General features: G+C 60.5%; 17 protein-coding genes. 14 read left to right on the top strand and 3 right to left on the bottom strand.

The window, feature by feature from the left end:
* Nucleotides 1-2: 2 nt before the first annotated feature.
* The 7 genes from G489_RS0109615 to G489_RS19915 all read left to right on the top strand — a co-directional run bounded on the left by G489_RS0109615 (nucleotide 3) and on the right by G489_RS19915 (nucleotide 6558).
* The gene (locus G489_RS0109615; RefSeq protein WP_029041369.1) at nucleotides 3-1067 is read left to right on the top strand and encodes an ABC transporter ATP-binding protein; all 1065 of its coding nucleotides are present in this window, start codon (nucleotides 3-5) and stop codon (nucleotides 1065-1067) included.
* 86 nt (nucleotides 1068-1153) lie between these two features.
* Nucleotides 1154-1972, top strand: a complete 819-nt coding sequence (locus G489_RS0109610; protein WP_035872210.1) for a DUF6772 family protein — start codon at nucleotides 1154-1156, stop codon at nucleotides 1970-1972.
* Nucleotides 1972-2310, top strand: coding sequence for a hypothetical protein (locus tag G489_RS0109605; RefSeq protein ID WP_029041367.1), 339 nt, complete (start codon nucleotides 1972-1974; stop codon nucleotides 2308-2310). Before G489_RS0109610 ends, G489_RS0109605 begins: the two co-directional genes overlap by 1 nt.
* Nucleotides 2311-2321: 11 nt before the next feature.
* A complete protein-coding gene (locus tag G489_RS0109600; RefSeq protein WP_029041366.1) occupies nucleotides 2322-3332 on the top strand; it encodes a zinc-binding alcohol dehydrogenase family protein in 1011 nt (336 codons plus the stop codon).
* A gap of 126 nt (nucleotides 3333-3458) precedes the next feature.
* Nucleotides 3459-4706: a mannitol dehydrogenase family protein gene (locus G489_RS19920; protein ID WP_081691500.1), complete on the top strand. Its 1248-nt coding sequence runs from the start codon at nucleotides 3459-3461 to the stop codon at nucleotides 4704-4706.
* Complete coding sequence (gene uxuA, locus G489_RS0109590) at nucleotides 4703-5902, top strand: mannonate dehydratase (protein ID WP_029041365.1); 1200 nt, start codon at nucleotides 4703-4705, stop codon at nucleotides 5900-5902. The genes G489_RS19920 and uxuA overlap by 4 nt, the downstream gene beginning before the upstream one ends.
* A 206-nt stretch (nucleotides 5903-6108) precedes the next feature.
* The gene (locus G489_RS19915) at nucleotides 6109-6558 is read left to right on the top strand and encodes a DDE-type integrase/transposase/recombinase (RefSeq protein WP_210162598.1); all 450 of its coding nucleotides are present in this window, start codon (nucleotides 6109-6111) and stop codon (nucleotides 6556-6558) included.
* A 336-nt stretch (nucleotides 6559-6894) separates the two neighbouring features.
* Here G489_RS19915 and G489_RS0109580 read toward each other — a convergent pair whose 3' ends face one another.
* Nucleotides 6895-7749, bottom strand: a complete 855-nt coding sequence (locus G489_RS0109580) for an alpha/beta hydrolase family protein (RefSeq protein WP_035872209.1) — start codon at nucleotides 7747-7749, stop codon at nucleotides 6895-6897.
* Nucleotides 7750-7882: 133 nt separating this feature from the next.
* The gene (locus tag G489_RS19910; RefSeq protein WP_051332496.1) at nucleotides 7883-8647 is read right to left on the bottom strand and encodes an IclR family transcriptional regulator; all 765 of its coding nucleotides are present in this window, start codon (nucleotides 8645-8647) and stop codon (nucleotides 7883-7885) included.
* 101 nt (nucleotides 8648-8748) lie between these two features.
* Here G489_RS19910 and G489_RS19905 point away from each other — a divergent pair, with 101 nt between their 5' ends.
* From G489_RS19905 to G489_RS0109540, 7 genes are all read left to right on the top strand, one after another.
* On the top strand, nucleotides 8749-10515 hold the full coding sequence (locus G489_RS19905; protein ID WP_162142422.1) for an ABC transporter substrate-binding protein: 1767 nt from the start codon (nucleotides 8749-8751) through the stop codon (nucleotides 10513-10515).
* 100 nt (nucleotides 10516-10615) lie between these two features.
* Nucleotides 10616-11575: an aldo/keto reductase gene (locus G489_RS19900; protein WP_051332494.1), complete on the top strand. Its 960-nt coding sequence runs from the start codon at nucleotides 10616-10618 to the stop codon at nucleotides 11573-11575.
* 11 nt (nucleotides 11576-11586) lie between these two features.
* Nucleotides 11587-12504, top strand: coding sequence for an ABC transporter permease (locus G489_RS0109560; RefSeq protein ID WP_029041363.1), 918 nt, complete (start codon nucleotides 11587-11589; stop codon nucleotides 12502-12504).
* Nucleotides 12501-13460 (top strand): ABC transporter permease, encoded by a 960-nt coding sequence (locus G489_RS0109555; protein ID WP_029041362.1) that lies wholly within the window; start codon nucleotides 12501-12503, stop codon nucleotides 13458-13460. Before G489_RS0109560 ends, G489_RS0109555 begins: the two co-directional genes overlap by 4 nt.
* A 33-nt stretch (nucleotides 13461-13493) precedes the next feature.
* A complete protein-coding gene (locus G489_RS0109550) occupies nucleotides 13494-14270 on the top strand; it encodes an arylmalonate decarboxylase (RefSeq protein WP_051332493.1) in 777 nt (258 codons plus the stop codon).
* A 12-nt stretch (nucleotides 14271-14282) separates the two neighbouring features.
* The gene (locus tag G489_RS19895) at nucleotides 14283-15269 is read left to right on the top strand and encodes an ABC transporter ATP-binding protein (protein WP_035872206.1); all 987 of its coding nucleotides are present in this window, start codon (nucleotides 14283-14285) and stop codon (nucleotides 15267-15269) included.
* 1 nt (nucleotide 15270) lies between these two features.
* Entirely contained in the window at nucleotides 15271-16335 is a 1065-nt protein-coding gene (locus tag G489_RS0109540; RefSeq protein ID WP_051332492.1) for an ABC transporter ATP-binding protein, read from the top strand.
* Between the two features lie 286 nt (nucleotides 16336-16621).
* Here the strand turns inward: G489_RS0109540 and G489_RS0109535 are convergent, their stop codons facing one another.
* Nucleotides 16622-17365 (bottom strand): GntR family transcriptional regulator, encoded by a 744-nt coding sequence (locus G489_RS0109535; RefSeq protein ID WP_029041359.1) that lies wholly within the window; start codon nucleotides 17363-17365, stop codon nucleotides 16622-16624.
* Nucleotides 17366-17454: the final 89 nt, after the last annotated feature.

Raw genomic sequence — 17454 nt, 5'->3', positions numbered from 1 at the left:
ACATGGTCGAAGTTGGCATCTCGAATGTTATCAAGAAATACGGCGCGGTCGACGCGATCAAAGGGATCTCCGCCTCGATCAAAGATGGCGAGTTTGTCGTGCTGGTAGGACCGTCCGGCTGCGGAAAATCAACCCTTTTGCGCATGATAGCCGGGCTTGAAGAGATATCCGGCGGCACGATTTCCATCGGCTCGAAAGTGGTCAATGACATGCCGCCCAAGCAGCGGAACATTGCCATGGTGTTCCAGAACTACGCCCTTTATCCGCATATGACGGTGGCCCAGAATATGGGCTTCGCCCTTCGGCTGGCGCGCGCTAATAAGGCCGAAATGGACAAGCGTGTGCGGGAGGTCGCCGAAATTCTCGGCCTGACCGAATATCTCGACCGCTTCCCCCGCGCTCTTTCAGGTGGACAACGCCAGCGTGTGGCCATGGGGCGGGCCATCGTCCGAGATCCGGCCGTGTTCCTGTTCGACGAGCCGCTTTCCAATCTCGACGCCAAGCTGCGCACGGAGATGCGCACTGAGATTAAGGCGCTTCATCTGAGGCTGAAAGCCACCATGATCTATGTGACCCATGATCAGATCGAAGCCATGACCATGGCCGATCGCATCATTGTCATGCATGACGGTCTGGTCGAGCAGATCGGTACGCCGCTGGAGTTGTATGACGAGCCGGTCAACAAATTCGTCGCCGGGTTCCTGGGCTCGCCGCCGATGAACTTCCTGCCGGCCCGGATCTCGGGGGGCAAGCTGCTGACTGATGCTGGCTCGGACAGTGTCTGCATTGCAGAAATGCCCGACCAGGAAGACCGGGACGGGCTGGATGTCGGCATCCGACCGGACAAGTTTGAAATCGCCGATGACGGTATTCCGATGCGGGTCAATGTCGTCGAGCCGACAGGCGCCGAGATCCAGGTTGTCGGAGATGTCGACGGCCGGAACATGGTCGTCGTGTTTCGCGACCGGCTTGTCTTCAATCACGGCGACATCGCGCGCGTTCGGCCCGTCCAGAACGGCTTCTACCTTTTCGATGCCAAAACCGGGGACCGGTTGCCCGTCGCGTGATCGCGACCGCGCGAACCCTTCAGCCCAATGATCTTGGAAGCAATATCCCTATGAACAGACACGCAATTGACCCAGTCCCGCGGGAAATGGATCTGAGCCGTTTCGACCCGCTTTCGCGGATCATGTTCTACGACGACTTCAATCACGGCATGTCTGGCTGGACGATTCTGACCGGGAACTACACCGGCAGCCTGCGCAACATGCATCCTGGATACCGTCAGTTCACGCCACCGATGCTCAGCAACCTGACCCAGTGGGACGGAGGGACGCATGGCGGGCTTTCGGGCTCCTATGCGCTCAAGCTTGCGACCCGCCCCAATGCCGGCGCGCAGACGGTCTCGCTCAAGCGCCTGACTTATCCGAAGGCCTGCACCATGCAGGTGGAGGCATTCTTCACCTTCAAGCCGGAAGCGACGGAGCTTGAACTTTCCGATCACGACGTTCGCTCTTTCGGCTTCGTGCTCGATATTCAGAACGCGCAGTACCGGGTGCTGCCGCAGATCCGATACCTCAACGCGCTCGACGGAACGCTGGCAAACAGATGGCAGTACAAACCCCGAACCAGGGAGTTCGACGACGTCGGCGACCGGACCGTCACGCTCTATCATTATGGCGAAGAAAACTGGGTCGATATCCCCGGTGGGTCCCAGACGCTTTGCTATAATGAGATTCCGACCAAGATCAACTGGCACTATTTCCGGCTCGGCTTTGACATTCGGACCCTGAGGTACACCGAGCTGCAGTGCAATGATCTGGTACTCGATCTGTCCGGTCTCGAGACGCTCAAATTCGATGCAATGCCCAATCTGAGCAACCTGTTCAACATCATTCCGTTTGTCGAAACCGACTCCCGGAAGCGGGCATTTCTCTACTTCGATTCAATTCTACTTTCGGGTGACTGGTGATGCTTGCAGAGAGCTATACGGCGGTAATTGCGCGGGGTGAGGACTGGACTGACGGTTCAGCCACCGAACCTTACGAGGCCAGCTGGGCGCGTGAGGCTGCAATTTCGCTGCGACGGTTGGAGGCGGCGCCGAGCAGTGGTGCCGCCAGTGCCAGGGTTCAGGTCTCGCTCGACGGTCTGCATTGGGTCGACGAAGGCACGGTCGTGGCAATCCCGTCCGAAGTCGACACGGTCACGCTGGCACGGATTACCGGGTTTCCCGGCTATTTGCGTCTGGTTGCCGACATGGCCGATGGCGACACTGCCTTCATGCTCGCGACCTTGTCGCTGAAAGGCTGAGTGTCTCGACCATGAAGGCCATCGAATGCACGAAACCGGAACAGCTGACGCTGGTCGACCGGTCCGTTCCCGAGCGCAAGACCGGCGAAGTTTTGCTTCGGATGTTGCGGGCGGGCATTTGCGGCACGGATATGCATATCTATGCGGGCAACCAGCCCTATTTCGAGTATCCGCGGGTGATCGGGCATGAATTGAGCGCGGAGGTTGTTGAGTCTGATCCCGAAAGCGGATTGCGCGACGGTGATCTGGTCTACATCAACCCGTATATCGCCTGCCATTCATGCATTGCCTGCCGGTCGGCCAAGACCAATTGCTGCGTCTCACTTTCCGTGCTTGGCGTGCATCGCGATGGCGGGTTGGCGCATTATCTCAGCCTGCCCCGGGAGAATGTGATCAAGGCCGACGGCCTTGGTGCCGATCAGGCTGCGATGGTCGAGTTCCTGGCTGTCGGCGCACACGCCGTTGCGCGGGCACAGGTGAGAGAAGGGACCAGTGTGCTGGTCACCGGCGGAGGGCCGATCGGCATCGGTGTTGCGCTATTTGCCAGCCTGCGCGGTGCCAAAGTCACGGTCGTCGACATGCGTGAGGAACGCCTTCGCTTTTGCGCCGGCCATCTCGGTGTTGAAACCGAGCATGCGGGCGAGGGGTTGAGGGAGCGTTTGCTCGACCGCACAAGCGGAGAGATGTTCGCCACCGTGTTTGACGCGACGGGCAGTCCTGCGGCGATGGAAGCCGGTTTTCTTAACGTCGCCCATGGAGGGACCTATGTGCTTGTCAGCATCGTCAATGCGCGTATCGGGTTTGAGGACCCTGAATTCCATAAGCGGGAGATGTCGCTTCTGAGTTCGCGCAACGCGCAGCTGCAGGATTTCGAACGCGTCGTCAAAGCCATGCGCGATGGCCATGTTCCGACAAAGGCGATGAACACACACACCGTTGCGTTCGAAGATCTTCCCCGCGAGATGCCAAACCTGATTCACAGCAATTCCGGCACAATCAAAGCGTTGGTTCAGATCGGGTGACCGGCTCATCAACCGGTCGAAGAAGGGGTTGGTCGTCCCGGCAGGACGTCAAGCGTGCCAGGTCATTGACCATGCGGTGTCCCAAGTCTGACCTCAAAACCAAATGGCGACATCTCGGAGAGTGAAGTGCGAATAGTCCATCTCGGCCTCGGAAACTTCTTTCGCGCACATCAGGCCTGGTACACCGAGCAGGCCAACCATCTGGGCGCGCAGCCCTGGAGCATTACCGGCGTTTGCATGCGGCGGCCGCATCTGCGGGACATGCTGGTTCAACAAGATTGCCGATATACACTTGAGCTGAGTGATGTCGCCGGGCGCGAACTGCATGAGATCTCGGTTCTTGATGCCGTGCTTGTCGCCTCGGAAGAGCCGGGCAATGTCATCTCCGCCATCGCCGATGGCGACACCGCGATCGTGACCCTGACGGTGACCGAAAAGGGCTATGACCTGAAGCCCGATGGCGGCCTGAATGCCGATAGCCCGAATATCAGAGCCGATCTGGAACACGGCACGCAGAGCAGCATGGTTGGCCTGCTGGCTGCAGCATTGAAAGCGCGTTCCAGCAAGCGGACGCCGCTGACGATCCTGAGTTGCGACAATCTTCCCCGCAACAGTCGACAGTTGCGTCAGGCGATCCTCGACTTTTCCGGGCTTGCGGGCCTTGGCCTCGACGAATACCTCGAGGATTGCGTCCGTTTTCCGTGCTCCATGGTGGACCGGATCACGCCGTCGACCGACAGTGAACTGGAAGCGCGCGTCGCGAAAACGGGCCTTCCACCCCGTGCACCGGTTTCTGCGGAGAAATTTACCGACTGGATCATCGAGGACGACTTTGCCGGACCGCGTCCCGATTGGGGCAGCGTGGGCGTGTCTTTCGTCGACGATGTTGCGCCTTTCGAGCTCCGGAAGCTGCGCATGCTTAACGGCCCTCATTGCTATGTCGCCTTTGCGGGTATCCTCGCCGGATACGAGTTCGTGCATGAAGCGATTGTCGATCCTGCGATCCGCGCCATGACCGAGACGATCATGGATGAGGCGATGGAGACACTGCCGCCGGAATCGCGGGTCGATGCCCTCGAACACAAGGCCAGCCTTCTCAGGCGGTTTGAGAATCCCTTCCTTGATCATCGTCTTCGGCAAATCACGTTTGATGGTTCGGTCAAACTGCCGATCCGGGTCTTGCCTGTCATCGACGCGCGTGCCGGTATGGGTTTGTCATCACCCGGCTGCGAGGCACTGTTGACGGCCTGGCGGCAATTCCTTGCTGCCGAGATCGAGGCCGGCCGGGACCTTCATGACCCTGCGGCCCTGGAGTTGAGGCAGATGGTGCAAAACGGTGTCGCGGCACTGGATATCCTGGAGGCGCTCAAATGAAGCAGTGTTGGCGATGGTTTGGTCCCCAGGACCTGGTCTCGACGGACTGGATGCGACAAGCCGGTGTTGAGGGTGTTGTCAGCGCCTTGCACCAGTATCCGGCTGGCGAGGAATGGAGCCGGGAAGCGATCGAAACCCGCCAGGCAGAGATCGGGCGTTTCAGTGATGGCTCACCTTCGGGACTCACCTGGGATGTGGTTGAAAGCCTGCCGGTCTCGGAGGCGATCAAAACCCAGACCGGCGACTGGCGCGCCCATGTCGAGAGCTGGCGTAACAGCCTCGGGAAACTCGCCGACGCCGGCATCCGAACGGTTTGCTACAACTTCATGCCGGTGCTCGACTGGACTCGGACCGAGTTTGAGTATCGGCTCCCCCATGGCGGGACCGCGATGCGGTTTGATGCCATTGATTTCGCCGCCTTCGATCTGTTCATTCTGAAGCGGAAGGGCGCGGGCGACGACCTTCCCGAGGATGTGGTCGAAGAGGCGAGGCGGCGGCATTCGAATTGGTCTGAACCCGAATGCAAGGAACTCTTCAATCGGTTGGTTTGCGGCCTGCCCGGGACCGCAAAGGGGATCACGGCCGAAAATTTCCGTGACGCGCTGACGGCGTATCACGATATCTCAGCGGATCACCTCCGCAGCAATTATGTGGCCTTTCTTGATGAGGTGGTTCCTGTCGCCGAAGACCTCGGCATGCGCCTTTGCTGTCACCCGGACGACCCGCCGTTTCCGCTTCTGGGATTGCCGCGCATCATGTCGACTGAGGCAGACCATTTATCGATTCTTGAAGCGGTGGATTCACCGGCAAACGGGGTCACTCTTTGCTCGGGATCCCTCGGCGCCCGCAGCGACAATGATCTCCCCGGTATGATGCAGCGGCTCGGGCCGAAGGTGCATTTCATTCATCTGCGCAATGTCCGGCGCGAAAGCGATCATCTGGGTTCCTCTTTTTACGAGGCCGAGCATCTCGACGGTGACACCGACATGCGTGCGCTCGTGGCCGCAGTACTGGAGGAAGAACAGCGCAGAAAACAGGAAGGCCGCGCGGACTGGAACATACCCTTCCGGCCCGACCACGGACAAAAGATACTCCATGACTCAGGCTTCGATGCTCAGCCCGGCTATCCGGCGATCGGCCGTTTGCGTGGCCTTGCCGAATTGCGGGGACTGATTGCTGGTCTGTCTGGGGTGTAGGCCGACCTTGTCAGACGAACTTGACGATAACCAAGCTGGCGCTGAGCAAGTGGCGAAGTCCAAGCCCAATCCGTTTCGCTATTTCAAGACAATACCAGAGATCTTCCGCCTTGCGTTGATCATGTATGAGCACTTTTCGTCGTGGCTTCGGAACGTCGAGTACCTACTGCGCGAGGGCGCCGTCGATCAGTTCGCGGGGTCAGTCAATGATCCAGTGGATCATTGACCCCAAGAACGGCGAAGTGCTGGACGCGGTCGTCACGAAGACGCGTGACCGCAAGGCGGCATTGAAATTGCTGCGAAGACTGCTGAAACGGCATGACAAGCCCGAGGCCATCGTCACTGACAAGCTGAAGTCATACGGCGCAGCGTTGCGCGACCTGGGGCTGCATCCCGACCGCCACGAAACCATCGGCCGCTGGAGCAACAACCGGGCCGAGAACAGCCACCCATTATTGCGAAGACGGGAAAGGGCGATTCTCCGGTTCCGGCGGATGGGAAGTCTGCACAAGTTCGCCGCCGTGCATGGCTCGGTGCACAATCATCGCAATCAGGCACGTCACCTCTGCAGCCGATCAAACTCAAGTAGAACCGCACCGCTGCCCTCAACGAGTGGCGTCAGCTTCTGGCCGCATAGGGCAGGGCATATCCGGTAAAACCGAGACCGGTACTCGTTTGTCTGACAGCACAGCCACCCAGTTGAGCCGTATCCCGGTTTTAGAGGGCTTTTCCGCGATTTTGTTACCCAGTTTGTTACCCGAGCCACCCGGGCGTTGGCGATCGATGATCGCCGGTGCCGGGAGGGTTCGCTTGCCTCTCGGTGATCGCTCTGGTTGGCAAGAGTGCCAACGCCAAATCTAAGTCGCCCTAATCCGCGGCAGGGGTCGCGCCCTTCCGGAGTTTGAACCAACGACCCCCAGACCCGGAGGCCTGAGGGCGGAAAGGTTGAGGGCGCGGGCGAGAGGTTCTGCGCGCGCCTGTCCTCAAAGGCGTCAGAGCGTGTCGGAGAACCGGCTGACGGTGAGATCGATCAACGTGTCGAAGGCTGTCATGTCGCCGGTGAATATATTGAAGGTGTGATCGGCGTCCGGGATGATCTGCTTTTCCGAATTGTCCGAGGAGGACGATGCCGCAAGGATTGCGTCCGTGACGGCCGGATCAACGACAGTGTCGTTGGCACCTGCTATGGCCAGTACTGCCCCTTCGTAGGAAGCCATTTCCTCGGCGATATCGATGTTCCGCACCTCTTCGAACCAGTCGATGGAAACATTGAGCGGCGTCCGCCACTCGAACTCCATTACGGCGAAGCCGTTCTCCTGGGCTTCCTCATAGAGTTCGGTACCGAAGCCAGACATGTCGAGCGCGCCGGCCCAGGTCACAAGGCTGCTGATTCCGGGATTGCGCCCGGCGGTCAGCATTGCCACCGTGCCACCCTGGCTCCATCCCAGAACGCCCACACGGTCATCCGCTGTTTCATCCAGCCCGCGCATATAGTCGATAACGCTCAGTCCGTCCTGCATGCCGCCGGTGAGCGTATACTCGGTGTAGTCGACCTCGCTGTCGCCATTGCCGGCAAAGTCGAAGCGCGCACTGGCGATCCCGGCTTCGGCCAGTTTGGGCGCGAGCAGGTCATAGCCATTGCCTGCCTCGTGCCGGTTGGATCCGGTGCCGTGGAACATGACGACAAAGGGGAAGGGGCCGTCACCGTCCGGCAAGGTAACGGTTGTCGGGATCTTGTGGGTCGCGCCGTCGATCATGACCACCTCTTCTCCCGCCTGGGCCGCGAGCGGGGTGGCGAGCAGAGAGGCGCAGAGCACGGCAGACCGTGCGGCAGGGTGCAGGTTCATCAGGGTTCCTCCATATAGGCTCATGGCCGATAGCTTTCAGCCTGACTAAAAGTTGTTTCCCATCACCGGTCAGGCGGCGAGACGGCAAGAGCGCTTCATCCCCATCGGTCGCTCACTGGAAACGGCGGGCCGGTCAATGTGCGCCGAGACCGTTTTCGCGGATCTGTGCGCAATGCTCGATCAGAAGTTGCGCATGCTCCTTCTTTTTTTCATCGGTCATCCGGCTTTCGGGCGTGGAAATGCTGATGGAGGCCACGGCCCGTCCGTGTTTGTCGAGGATCGCCGCACCCGTTGCATAAACGCCTTCGCGCCATGACGTCGTCGTCGCATAGCCCCGCGCGGCGATTTCCCTGAGTTCAGTCTGCAACGCGGCCAGGTCAGGCACCTGAATACCGGGGAAATCGTCGAGAAGCTTGACGCTGGCACTGGCATGAATCTCGGCCTGCTCCGCGGGCGAAAGTTGCGCCAGAAGGGCTTTGCCTGTGGCGGTGACGAGAACCGATGCTCTTCCGCCCAGCGCCTCGACATGCCGGATGGCATGGTTGGATTCGATGCGCTCGATCAGAATCATTTCATTGCCGTCCCGCACGGCCAGATGCACCGTTTCGCCGGTCGCACGGCGCAGACTCTCCATATGCGGCAGCACTGTTTCCCGCAGACCGAAATGGCTGCCAGCCTTCTGCGCAAGGCGGCTGGCGCGATAGGTCAACTCCCATCGGGTCTGCTCATCCGCTGATGGTTGAATCCAGCCAATCTCCTCAAGCGACTTCAGAATTCGCTGCACCGAGCTCTTGGGCTGCTCCAGCAGCGTGGCGAGTTGGGTCACGCCGATGGGCTGGTGGTCGGCGATCGTTTCCAGTGCGCGCAGCGCTTTGCCCAGACTTTTTATCGTTGACATCGGTAAGGGTTCTCTGCAGTGTTATTCCACAATAAGGAACACTGTTCCACATAATGGCACAAAAACCAAGACCCAAAATGAAAAATCGAGAGGAGACAGAGATGATTTCCACGAGTAGCCGACGCAGCGTTGCGCCCTTGCGCACAGCCTGCGCCCTTGTGACGGCCCTGGCCTGCGCCACATTGCCGGGAACTGCTGCAATGGCGCAGCAGTCCGGCGGCACGCTGGAGCTTGTCGGTGCCGGCGACGTCGCCAGCTTTGACCCCGCTTCCGCGCGTTCCGCTGCGTTGTTCCTGCATCGTGGACTGACGCGAACCCTGCTTGCCTTCCCCACCAGTGACGATCCCGCTATTGCGGGGACGCCGGTGGCCGACCTGGCCGAGAGCGTTCCGGTCGCCGAAGAGGGCGGCAAGGTCTACCGCTTCAAGATCCGTGAAGGTGCGATGTGGGGTACAGACCCGGCGCGCCAGATCACCGCGGCCGATGCCGTTCGCGGGTTCGAGCGTCTTTGCAATCCGGTGCGCGGCACCTATGCGCCTTCCTATTACATCGGCATCATTGAAGGGTTCGAGGCCTTCTGCGACGGCTTCCGTCAGGTCGAGCCGACGGCTGAGGCCATGAAGGCCTATATGGACGAGAACGACGCTTCGGGGCTCGTGGCCGAGGATGAATTGACCCTGCGGATCACGCTGGAAACGCCGACGCCCGATTTTCTTTCGATCGTCGCCCTGCCGTCTTCGGCGCCCATGGCTGAGGAAATGCTGGACTATCTGCCGGATTCGCCTGATTTCCGCCGGAACTACGTCTCGTCCGGTCCCTATCAGGTCGCCGATTACGTCCTGAACGAATATGTCCACCTCGAGCGCAATCCGGCCTGGGACCCGGCCTCCGATCCGTTGCGCAAAGGCTATGTCGACGCGATTGAGGTTGCCTTCGGCACGCCCGATGCAGGCAAGACCCAGAGGATGATCGAATCCGCCGACATCGACGGCTATTTCGATCTGTCCATCGCCACGGCCGACCTCACCCGGATCATGGCCAATCCGGACGATCCCCAGCTCAAGCAGTTCACTGACGGAGCGGTCAATCCTGCCCTGATCATCAATATCAAGTCGCCGAATAATGACGGTGCCCTGGCCAACCCGCTGGTGCGCAAGGCGATCAACTATGCGGCCAACAAGGCGGCCGTCGTGCAGGTCGGTGGCGGACCCAACGTCAAGATCCCCGCGCACCAGATCCTTTCGCCCCTGGTCGATGGTTTTGAAGAGTTCAATCTCTACCCCACCCCCGACAATGCCGGGGATCCGGAAAAGGCCCGCGCGCTTCTGGCGGAGGCCGGCTACCCGCAGGGTATCGACCTCAAATTCTCCTACTCGGCTGGCGGTCGGTATGAACTCTATGCCGCGGCGCTTCAGGCCGACATGGCCAAGGCCGGCATCAATCTCATCATGCAGCCCGCTCCTTCGCGGACAGTCTACAGCCAGATGTACCAGAACCCGCGCGCGGTCGAGAACGGCGCCTGGGACCTGGGGATGCGCAGCATCAGCCCGGACTGGATCGGCAATTCCGCCCGCACCATGATCGTGCCACTGTTCGACGGCTCGGCCTGCGAGACCAGCGCGACCAACTGGACCTGCTACAACAATCCGGAGGTCAATGCGCTGATCCAGACCGCCCTGACCGCCGAGAGCGGGGACGTTGCGGCCGAGGCCTGGCGCAAAGCCGATCGCCTGATCATGGAAGACGCCCCGATCGTTCCGCTGATCTCCGGCAAGATCTCGCTCTATGTGTCCGAGCGTCTGCGCAACACCACCATCAACCTGTTGTTCAACAACGTCGATCCGACCCTGGTGTGGATCGAGGAATAACACCCAAAAAAAGCGGCGGCGTCCCGACCGGTTACCGGGGCGCCGCGACGCGTGGGCAAAGCGCGTCAAGACCCAAAGATTCCAATCAGGAGACACCAATATGGACTATCGGACGATCGGGACATCGGACCTCAAGGCGTCGGTTCTGTCGCTCGGGTCGTACCAGACCTACCAGCGTATGGAATATGCGGACATTGTTGCGCTGATCCGGCAAGCCGCCGACGCCGGTGTGACCTTGTTCGACGTTGCCCATTATCGCACCGCGCCGCATACCGAAGTCGTGGTCGGGCGCGCCCTTCTCGATGCGGGGCTTCAGCGTGATGACTTCCTGATCATGGACAAGATCTGGTGGTACGACAGCAACGATCCGGATCTGGAAACCCAGCTCGATCGTCTGCTTTTCCGCCTGGGAATGGACCACCTCGACGTCGTCACCTGCTATGGCATGCGGCCGGGGCGCGACGATCCCGCCGAAACCGCGCGCCTGGTCGCCGGCTTCGTGACCAAGGGCAAGGCCCGCGCCTGGGGCGGTCTCAACTGGTCCGCCGCCGATCTCCGCATTGCTCATGAGACTTGTGTGGCCGAGAACCTGCCCGGCCCCCAGATCGTCCAGTCCAAGTACAATATTGCGCGCCGCCGCGTGGTGGAGTCGCCCGAATATTCGGCCCTGCGGGACGAGACCGGTATCTCGATCCATGCCTCGGATGCGCTTGAGGGCGGAATCCTGGCGGGCAAGCTGAATAGTGAACGGAAGCTGGGGCGCGACCCGGGCAATATCCGCGAGGAGATTATCGCGATGGTGCCGCGCCTGCGCGAGATTGCCGGTGACTTCAATTGCACCATGGCGCAACTCGCCATCGCCTTCTGCATCGCCAATCCTCAAACGGCATCGCTGCTTTTCGGCGCCAGCAATTCCGAGCAGCTCAAGGACAATCTCGGAGCCGTCGAGGTGTCGCGCAAGCATGGGGCCGACATTCGTGAGGCTCTCAAAGATATGGGCGTTGAAGGCCACGGCTTCGATCTGCCCCCGAACCACGCCAGCCCGTTGGCTGCGGACTGAGGCTAGGACGGATGTCGACCCAATCCACAAGCCAGTCCGCTTCATTGGTCTCCGGAAGGCATCGCGTCCTCAAGCGATTGTTGCGGGACAAGGTGTTCGTTATGGCCGCCTCGTTCATCGCCGTCCTGTTTCTGGTGGCCATATTCGCACCCCTGCTGATCGAGTTGATCGGCCACGGTCCGAACGAGCCGTTCCGGGAAACAGGCCTGACCGCTGGCGGCGTCCCGTTGCCGCCGAACGGGGAGTTCCTGTTGGGGACGGATGTGATCGGTCGCGACCTGCTGTCGCGACTGATCGTCGGCGCCAGGGTGACGGTCTTTGTGTCCATGACCTGCGCGATCCTCTCTGTCACCATCGGGGTTATTATCGGCCTTATCGCCGGCTATCGCGGCGGCATCGTCGATTTGCTGCTGGCAGGTTTCATCGACATGGTGCTCGGGCTGCCGCTGCTGGTGACCGCCATTGCCCTGGTCTCGGTATATGGCGCGAGCTTCACCGTCATGATCGGAACGATCGTGTTCTTCACCTGGGGACCGATCGGACGGATCGTGCGCAACCTCGTCGTTGCGGCCAAATCCGCGGAATATGTGCAGGCGGCGCGGGTGCTCGGTGCATCCGATACCCGGATCATGCTGCGCGAAATCCTGCCTAATATCGCCGGTCAGGTGTTGATTTATGCAAGCCTGCTGATCCCGCAGGTCATCGTGATGGAAGCCTCGCTCTCCTTTCTGGGGTTGGGCGTTCCGCCACCGACCGCCACCTGGGGCGGTATCATTTCCGAAAACCAGCTCAACTACGCCGTTGCCTGGTGGTCCATCCTATTTCCCAGTTTCGCATTGCTGGCTGCCACACTGGCCTTCAACCTGCTGGGAGACAGCCTGAGGGATGCGCTCGATCCTTCCGCCGCTAACAAGGGGCGGGTGAAATGATCGGATATGTCCTGCGCCGGCTCGCTTTCGGGTTGATGACACTCTGGTTCATCAGCCTGGCGGTCTTCATACTGTTCTACGTCGCGACGCCGGGCGATCCGGCCCTGATGTTCGCGGGTGAATACGCGACCTACGAACAGATCGATCTGATACGAACCCGTCTCGGGCTCGATCAGCCGCTTCACGTTCAATATTTCACCTATATCGGCAATCTCCTCCGGTTCGATTTCGGAACGTCCTTCGTCAATCAGGAGGATGTGCTGGCCACGATTTTGAGGCGCTTGCCGGTCACCGCGTCCCTTGCCTTCGGCACCGTCGCCATCTGGGTGGCTATCGCCATCCCGACCGGAGTCTTTTCCGCCCGCCGTGCAGGCAGATTGCCCGACCGGCTGGTTACCGCCACGGCGCTGGCGGGCATGTCCTTTCCGACATTCGTCGTCGGGACGCTGTTGTTCTATGTCCTGTTTTTCGTGCTGACCAATGCGGGCTTTCCCGTGTTTCCCTCGGGTGGCTATGTCGCCTTCACCCGCGATCCGCTCGAGTGGCTGCGCCATATGCTTCTGCCCTGGATGACCCTGGCGGTGGTGGGGGCGGGCACCTACACCCGGATCGCTCGCGGGAGTCTGCTCGAGACGCTGAACCAGGACTATGTTCGCACGGCGCGTGCCAAGGGGCTGCGCGAGAACAAGGTGATCTATCACCACGCCCTGCCACCATCGATGACCCCGGTCATTACCATGATGGGCCTCGATCTCGGTGGGCTGCTGGGCGGCACCATCATCACGGAAAGGATCTGGGGCCTCAACGGCGTCGGTTCCCTTGCCGTCCAGGCCGTCGAAACCGGCGACCTGCCGACCATCATGGGGACGGTCATCTTCGCGGCGTTCTTCGTCGTGGCGGCCAATCTGATTGTCGATGTGATTCAGGTCCTTCGCAATCCGCAGATCACGCTGTGACCGCTGTATTTCACCCATTTCCTGGAAAAAAGAATGCAAGACTTCAATAAGAACACCACCGTCCAGGGGCCTTCCGAAGTGCCTGATGCCGACCCTCAACGGCCGATCGGACTGATCGTTCCGCCGGCGCAGGGTCTGGTGCCGCCCGATGCGAATATCGTTTATCCGGGGGTAAATTTCGTCGCTCGCGGGCTTGGACTGACCGAGATGTCGTTGAAAGGCTATGACACGGTGATCGGCAAGGTCGGCGACGCCGCAGAGGCGTTGGCGGCGGACGGTGCAATCGCCATTTCATTGATGGGCACGTCGCTGAGCTTCTATCGCGGCGACGAGTTCAACGAACGCCTTCTCGAGGAAATCGAGACGCGCTCGGCGCTGCCGGCAACCACCATGAGCAGTTCGATCACGCTGGCCTGCCACACGATGGGCGCCCGCCATATCGCCGTTGCGACTGCCTATGACGAGGTGGTGAGCGCGCGGCTTTGCTCTTTCCTCAAGGCCAGCGGACTTGAGGTGGTTTCGGTTGCGAACCTCGGTATCGTCTCCATCGACGAGGTGCATTCTGTGGCCGAGGCGGATGTGCTGAATATCGGCCGCGATGCCGTTCGGAATGCAGGCGATGCCGATGCCCTTCTCATCTCCTGCGGCGGGCTGTCGACGCGGGCGGCCGTTGAAGTGCTCGAAGGCGAGACGGACCTGCCCGTGGTGACATCGCCGCTCGCCGGATTGTGGGGGGTCGTCGCCAAGGCGGGACGCGACCCCCGTGTCGAGGGGCATGGCCGCCTGTTCCGCCGCAGCCCGAAGGCCTGAAGGAGGCGCAAGATGTTTCTCGATATCCGCAATCTCCAAGTCACGTTTCAAACCGAGACCGGCGCGGTACGCGCCGTCAATGATCTGAGCCTCAGCCTTGATCGGGGGAAGACCCTCGCCATTGTCGGCGAAAGTGGTTCAGGTAAGACGGCGGCGGCGCTGTCGATCATGGGTCTGCATGGTTCATCGGCCCGGATCGGCGGCAGCATCAAGCTGGACGATCAGGAGCTCGTGGGTGCCGATGATGAGACCTTCCGGCGCCTGCGCGGAGACAAGGTGGCGATGATCTTCCAGGATCCGCTCACCGCCATGCACCCGCATCATCGCATCGGGGACCAGATTGCCGAAGCCTACCAGGCGCACTACTCGGCAAAGAAACAGGACGTACGCCGCCTGATCCTCGACATGCTGGACCGCGTGGGAATGACAGACCCCAAGCGGGTCTATGCGAGCTATCCGTTTGAACTGTCGGGCGGCATGAGACAGCGCGCGATGATCGCCATGAGCCTTGTCTGCAATCCGGACCTGCTGATTGCCGACGAGCCGACCACGGCATTGGACGTGACCATTCAGGCGCAGATCATCGACCTGCTTGCCGACTTGCAGAAAGAGTTCAATTCGGCGGTCATTCTGGTGACCCACGATCTGGGCGTCGTGGCCGAATTCGCAGACGATGTAGTGGTCATGTATTGCGGCCGCGCCGTTGAATCGGGCCAGGCGGAACAGATATTCGATCATCCCGGTCACCCCTATACGCAAGGACTGCTGGCCTCGGTGCCGCGGCTAGATCAGGAGCGTGGAATGCTGGTGGCAATTCCCGGAACCCCGCCCAATGCCGGGCTCACGATCGAGGGTTGCCCGTTCGCGCCGCGCTGTTCACGCACCCAGGACGTGGCGGATGATCTTTGCCGCTCGGTGCTGCCCCCGCTGGTCGGGATCGAGGACGCCCACACCGCCGCATGTCACCTTGCCGCAAATGACGCCGAAGGGAGGCGATAGAATGGGCGCCAGCCAGGAAAGCCGGAAGGCCGCAGAAGGCCTGGATAACAAGGAAAATCGGGAAAACCACACATCGTTGCTGAAGGTCGAAAACCTGAGCAAATCGTTCGGGACGCGCCGGATGTTCGGGCAAGGCGAACTCATCGATGCCGTGAAAGATGTCAGTTTCGAATTGCAGGAAGGTCGAACGCTCAGCCTCGTCGGCGAAAGCGGATCGGGGAAATCCACCATCGGGCGCATGGTCGCCAGCCTGATTGAGCCGACGTCCGGCCGGATCGCGTTTGAAGGCGACGACCTCTCGCTATTGGACGGTGCGGCCAGACGCGCTTTGCGCCGGCGCATTCAGATGGTCTTTCAGGATCCCTATTCTTCACTCAATCCCAGACATACGGTCGGGGAGATCGTGGGAAGCGGCCTTGCGATCCAGAAGATCGGCCCGCCGGCCGGGCGCCAGGCGGAGATCATCGAGATCCTCGAGCGCGTCGGGCTCGATCCTGCCCATCACAACCGCTATCCGCGGGAATTTTCGGGCGGACAGAGGCAGCGTATCGGCATTGCGCGGGCGCTGATCATGCAGCCAAAGCTGCTCATTTGCGACGAACCGGTTTCGGCACTGGACGTTTCGGTGCAGGCGCAGATCGTTAACCTGCTGATCGAGCTGCAAAAGCAATACAATCTCGCCTATCTGTTTATTGCCCATGATCTGGCGGTGGTGCGGCATATTTCCGATTTTGTCGCCGTGATCTGCCGGGGGCGGCTGGTAGAGATCGGGCCGGTCGACGAGATTCTCAAGACCCCGTCGCATCCCTACACAAAGTCCCTTCTGGCGGCGGTACCCATACCGGATCCACGCAAAGCCAGAGCGAGGCGCAAGGTCATCCTTAAGGGTGATGCCAAACCCAGCCTTGCCGTCCGCGGATGTCCGTTTGCCCCGCGCTGCCCGATCGTCGAACCCGTATGCCGCGAAACGGTGCCGCCAACTGTGTCGGTGGGCACGAACCACCGGACGTCCTGTCACTTCCCGGACAAGAAGTTGCATCCGGAGAACGAACACCCGGCTGCGTAACACCGGCTAATTGTCTGGCCGGCGCCGTCAGGCGACCGGTTACAGCGCGATAGGCTGCGGGCCAGCTATTATGCGATCCTGCTGTAGCATAATGGGCCGAAGATGGTAGCAAACTCAGTTCTCGGAATTCGCACTGTCTCGGCCCTGTACGCGACAATGATTGGCGGTCAATGAGAAAGGGAGTGTGCACTCCGTTCTTTCGTGGGCCAGCGTCTCGTCGATTGCCGGGTCACAGCGATCTTCGATTCATGTGCAAGGAATCGGTGCCCGTATTCCGAGTAGGTCTTCATTTGCCCGTATGGATCGGTGAACCCGAGAGCGATTCGATCCTGAGAATATGCTCGACGACAATCGTCCTCATCTGGCGCACATTGGCCCTAGAGGCCTCTTCTGCGGCATCCGCATCGTTGCGGAGGAGCGCCGCGATCAGGGTACTGAAATCGCGCCGGAAATCGATCGGATCCTCCGAATATCCACGCCGGGCCGCAACGACCCGGTCGAGGCGTTCGGTTATCTGCTGCGTGAACGAGATCGCGTAGCGGTTCTTTGAAGCGAGACGGATCGAGCGCAGGATTTCGCCGCTTGCCGCCAGCACCGCCTGTTCCTCTTCCTCATTGGAAGGGGGCGCCGGTCCGAAGCAGATCGCGTTCAGTTCGATGAGCCTGTCGTGAATCGGCGCGATCTTCCCGCTGCTCATCCGGGCGAGTTGCGGCGAGATCAGCTCGGAGAGGTCGTAAAGCTCCATAACATCCTTGAGCGTGATGTCGTCGATCCGGTAGCCCTTGTTCGGTGCCGATTTCACCCAATCACCCGCGACCAGCCGCTCCATCGCCGCCCGCACCGCCGAAAGGCCGAACCCGGTATGGGTCATGAGCCGCTGCGTCGAAAGCAATTCACCCGGACGCAGGATGCAGTCGATGATATCGGCCTTGATCAGAAGATAGGCGCTGTCGGTCATCGTCTTGGCGGAGCCGGCCTGCTCCCGCGCCCTTTCAGCGCTCGGTACGCCGTGGCTGATAGCGCTCGACATAGTGTGCTTCCCGTAAGGATCGGTTGATTTTGGCTGATGGCTCATAGCATCGGGGCGGCCCCGAATAAAGCTGTGCCATGCCAAATCTC

It is taken from the genome of Cucumibacter marinus DSM 18995 (genome assembly GCF_000429865.1).
Lineage (GTDB): Bacteria > Pseudomonadota > Alphaproteobacteria > Rhizobiales > Devosiaceae > Cucumibacter > Cucumibacter marinus.
This window is presented reverse-complemented; position numbering and strand designations above follow the sequence as displayed.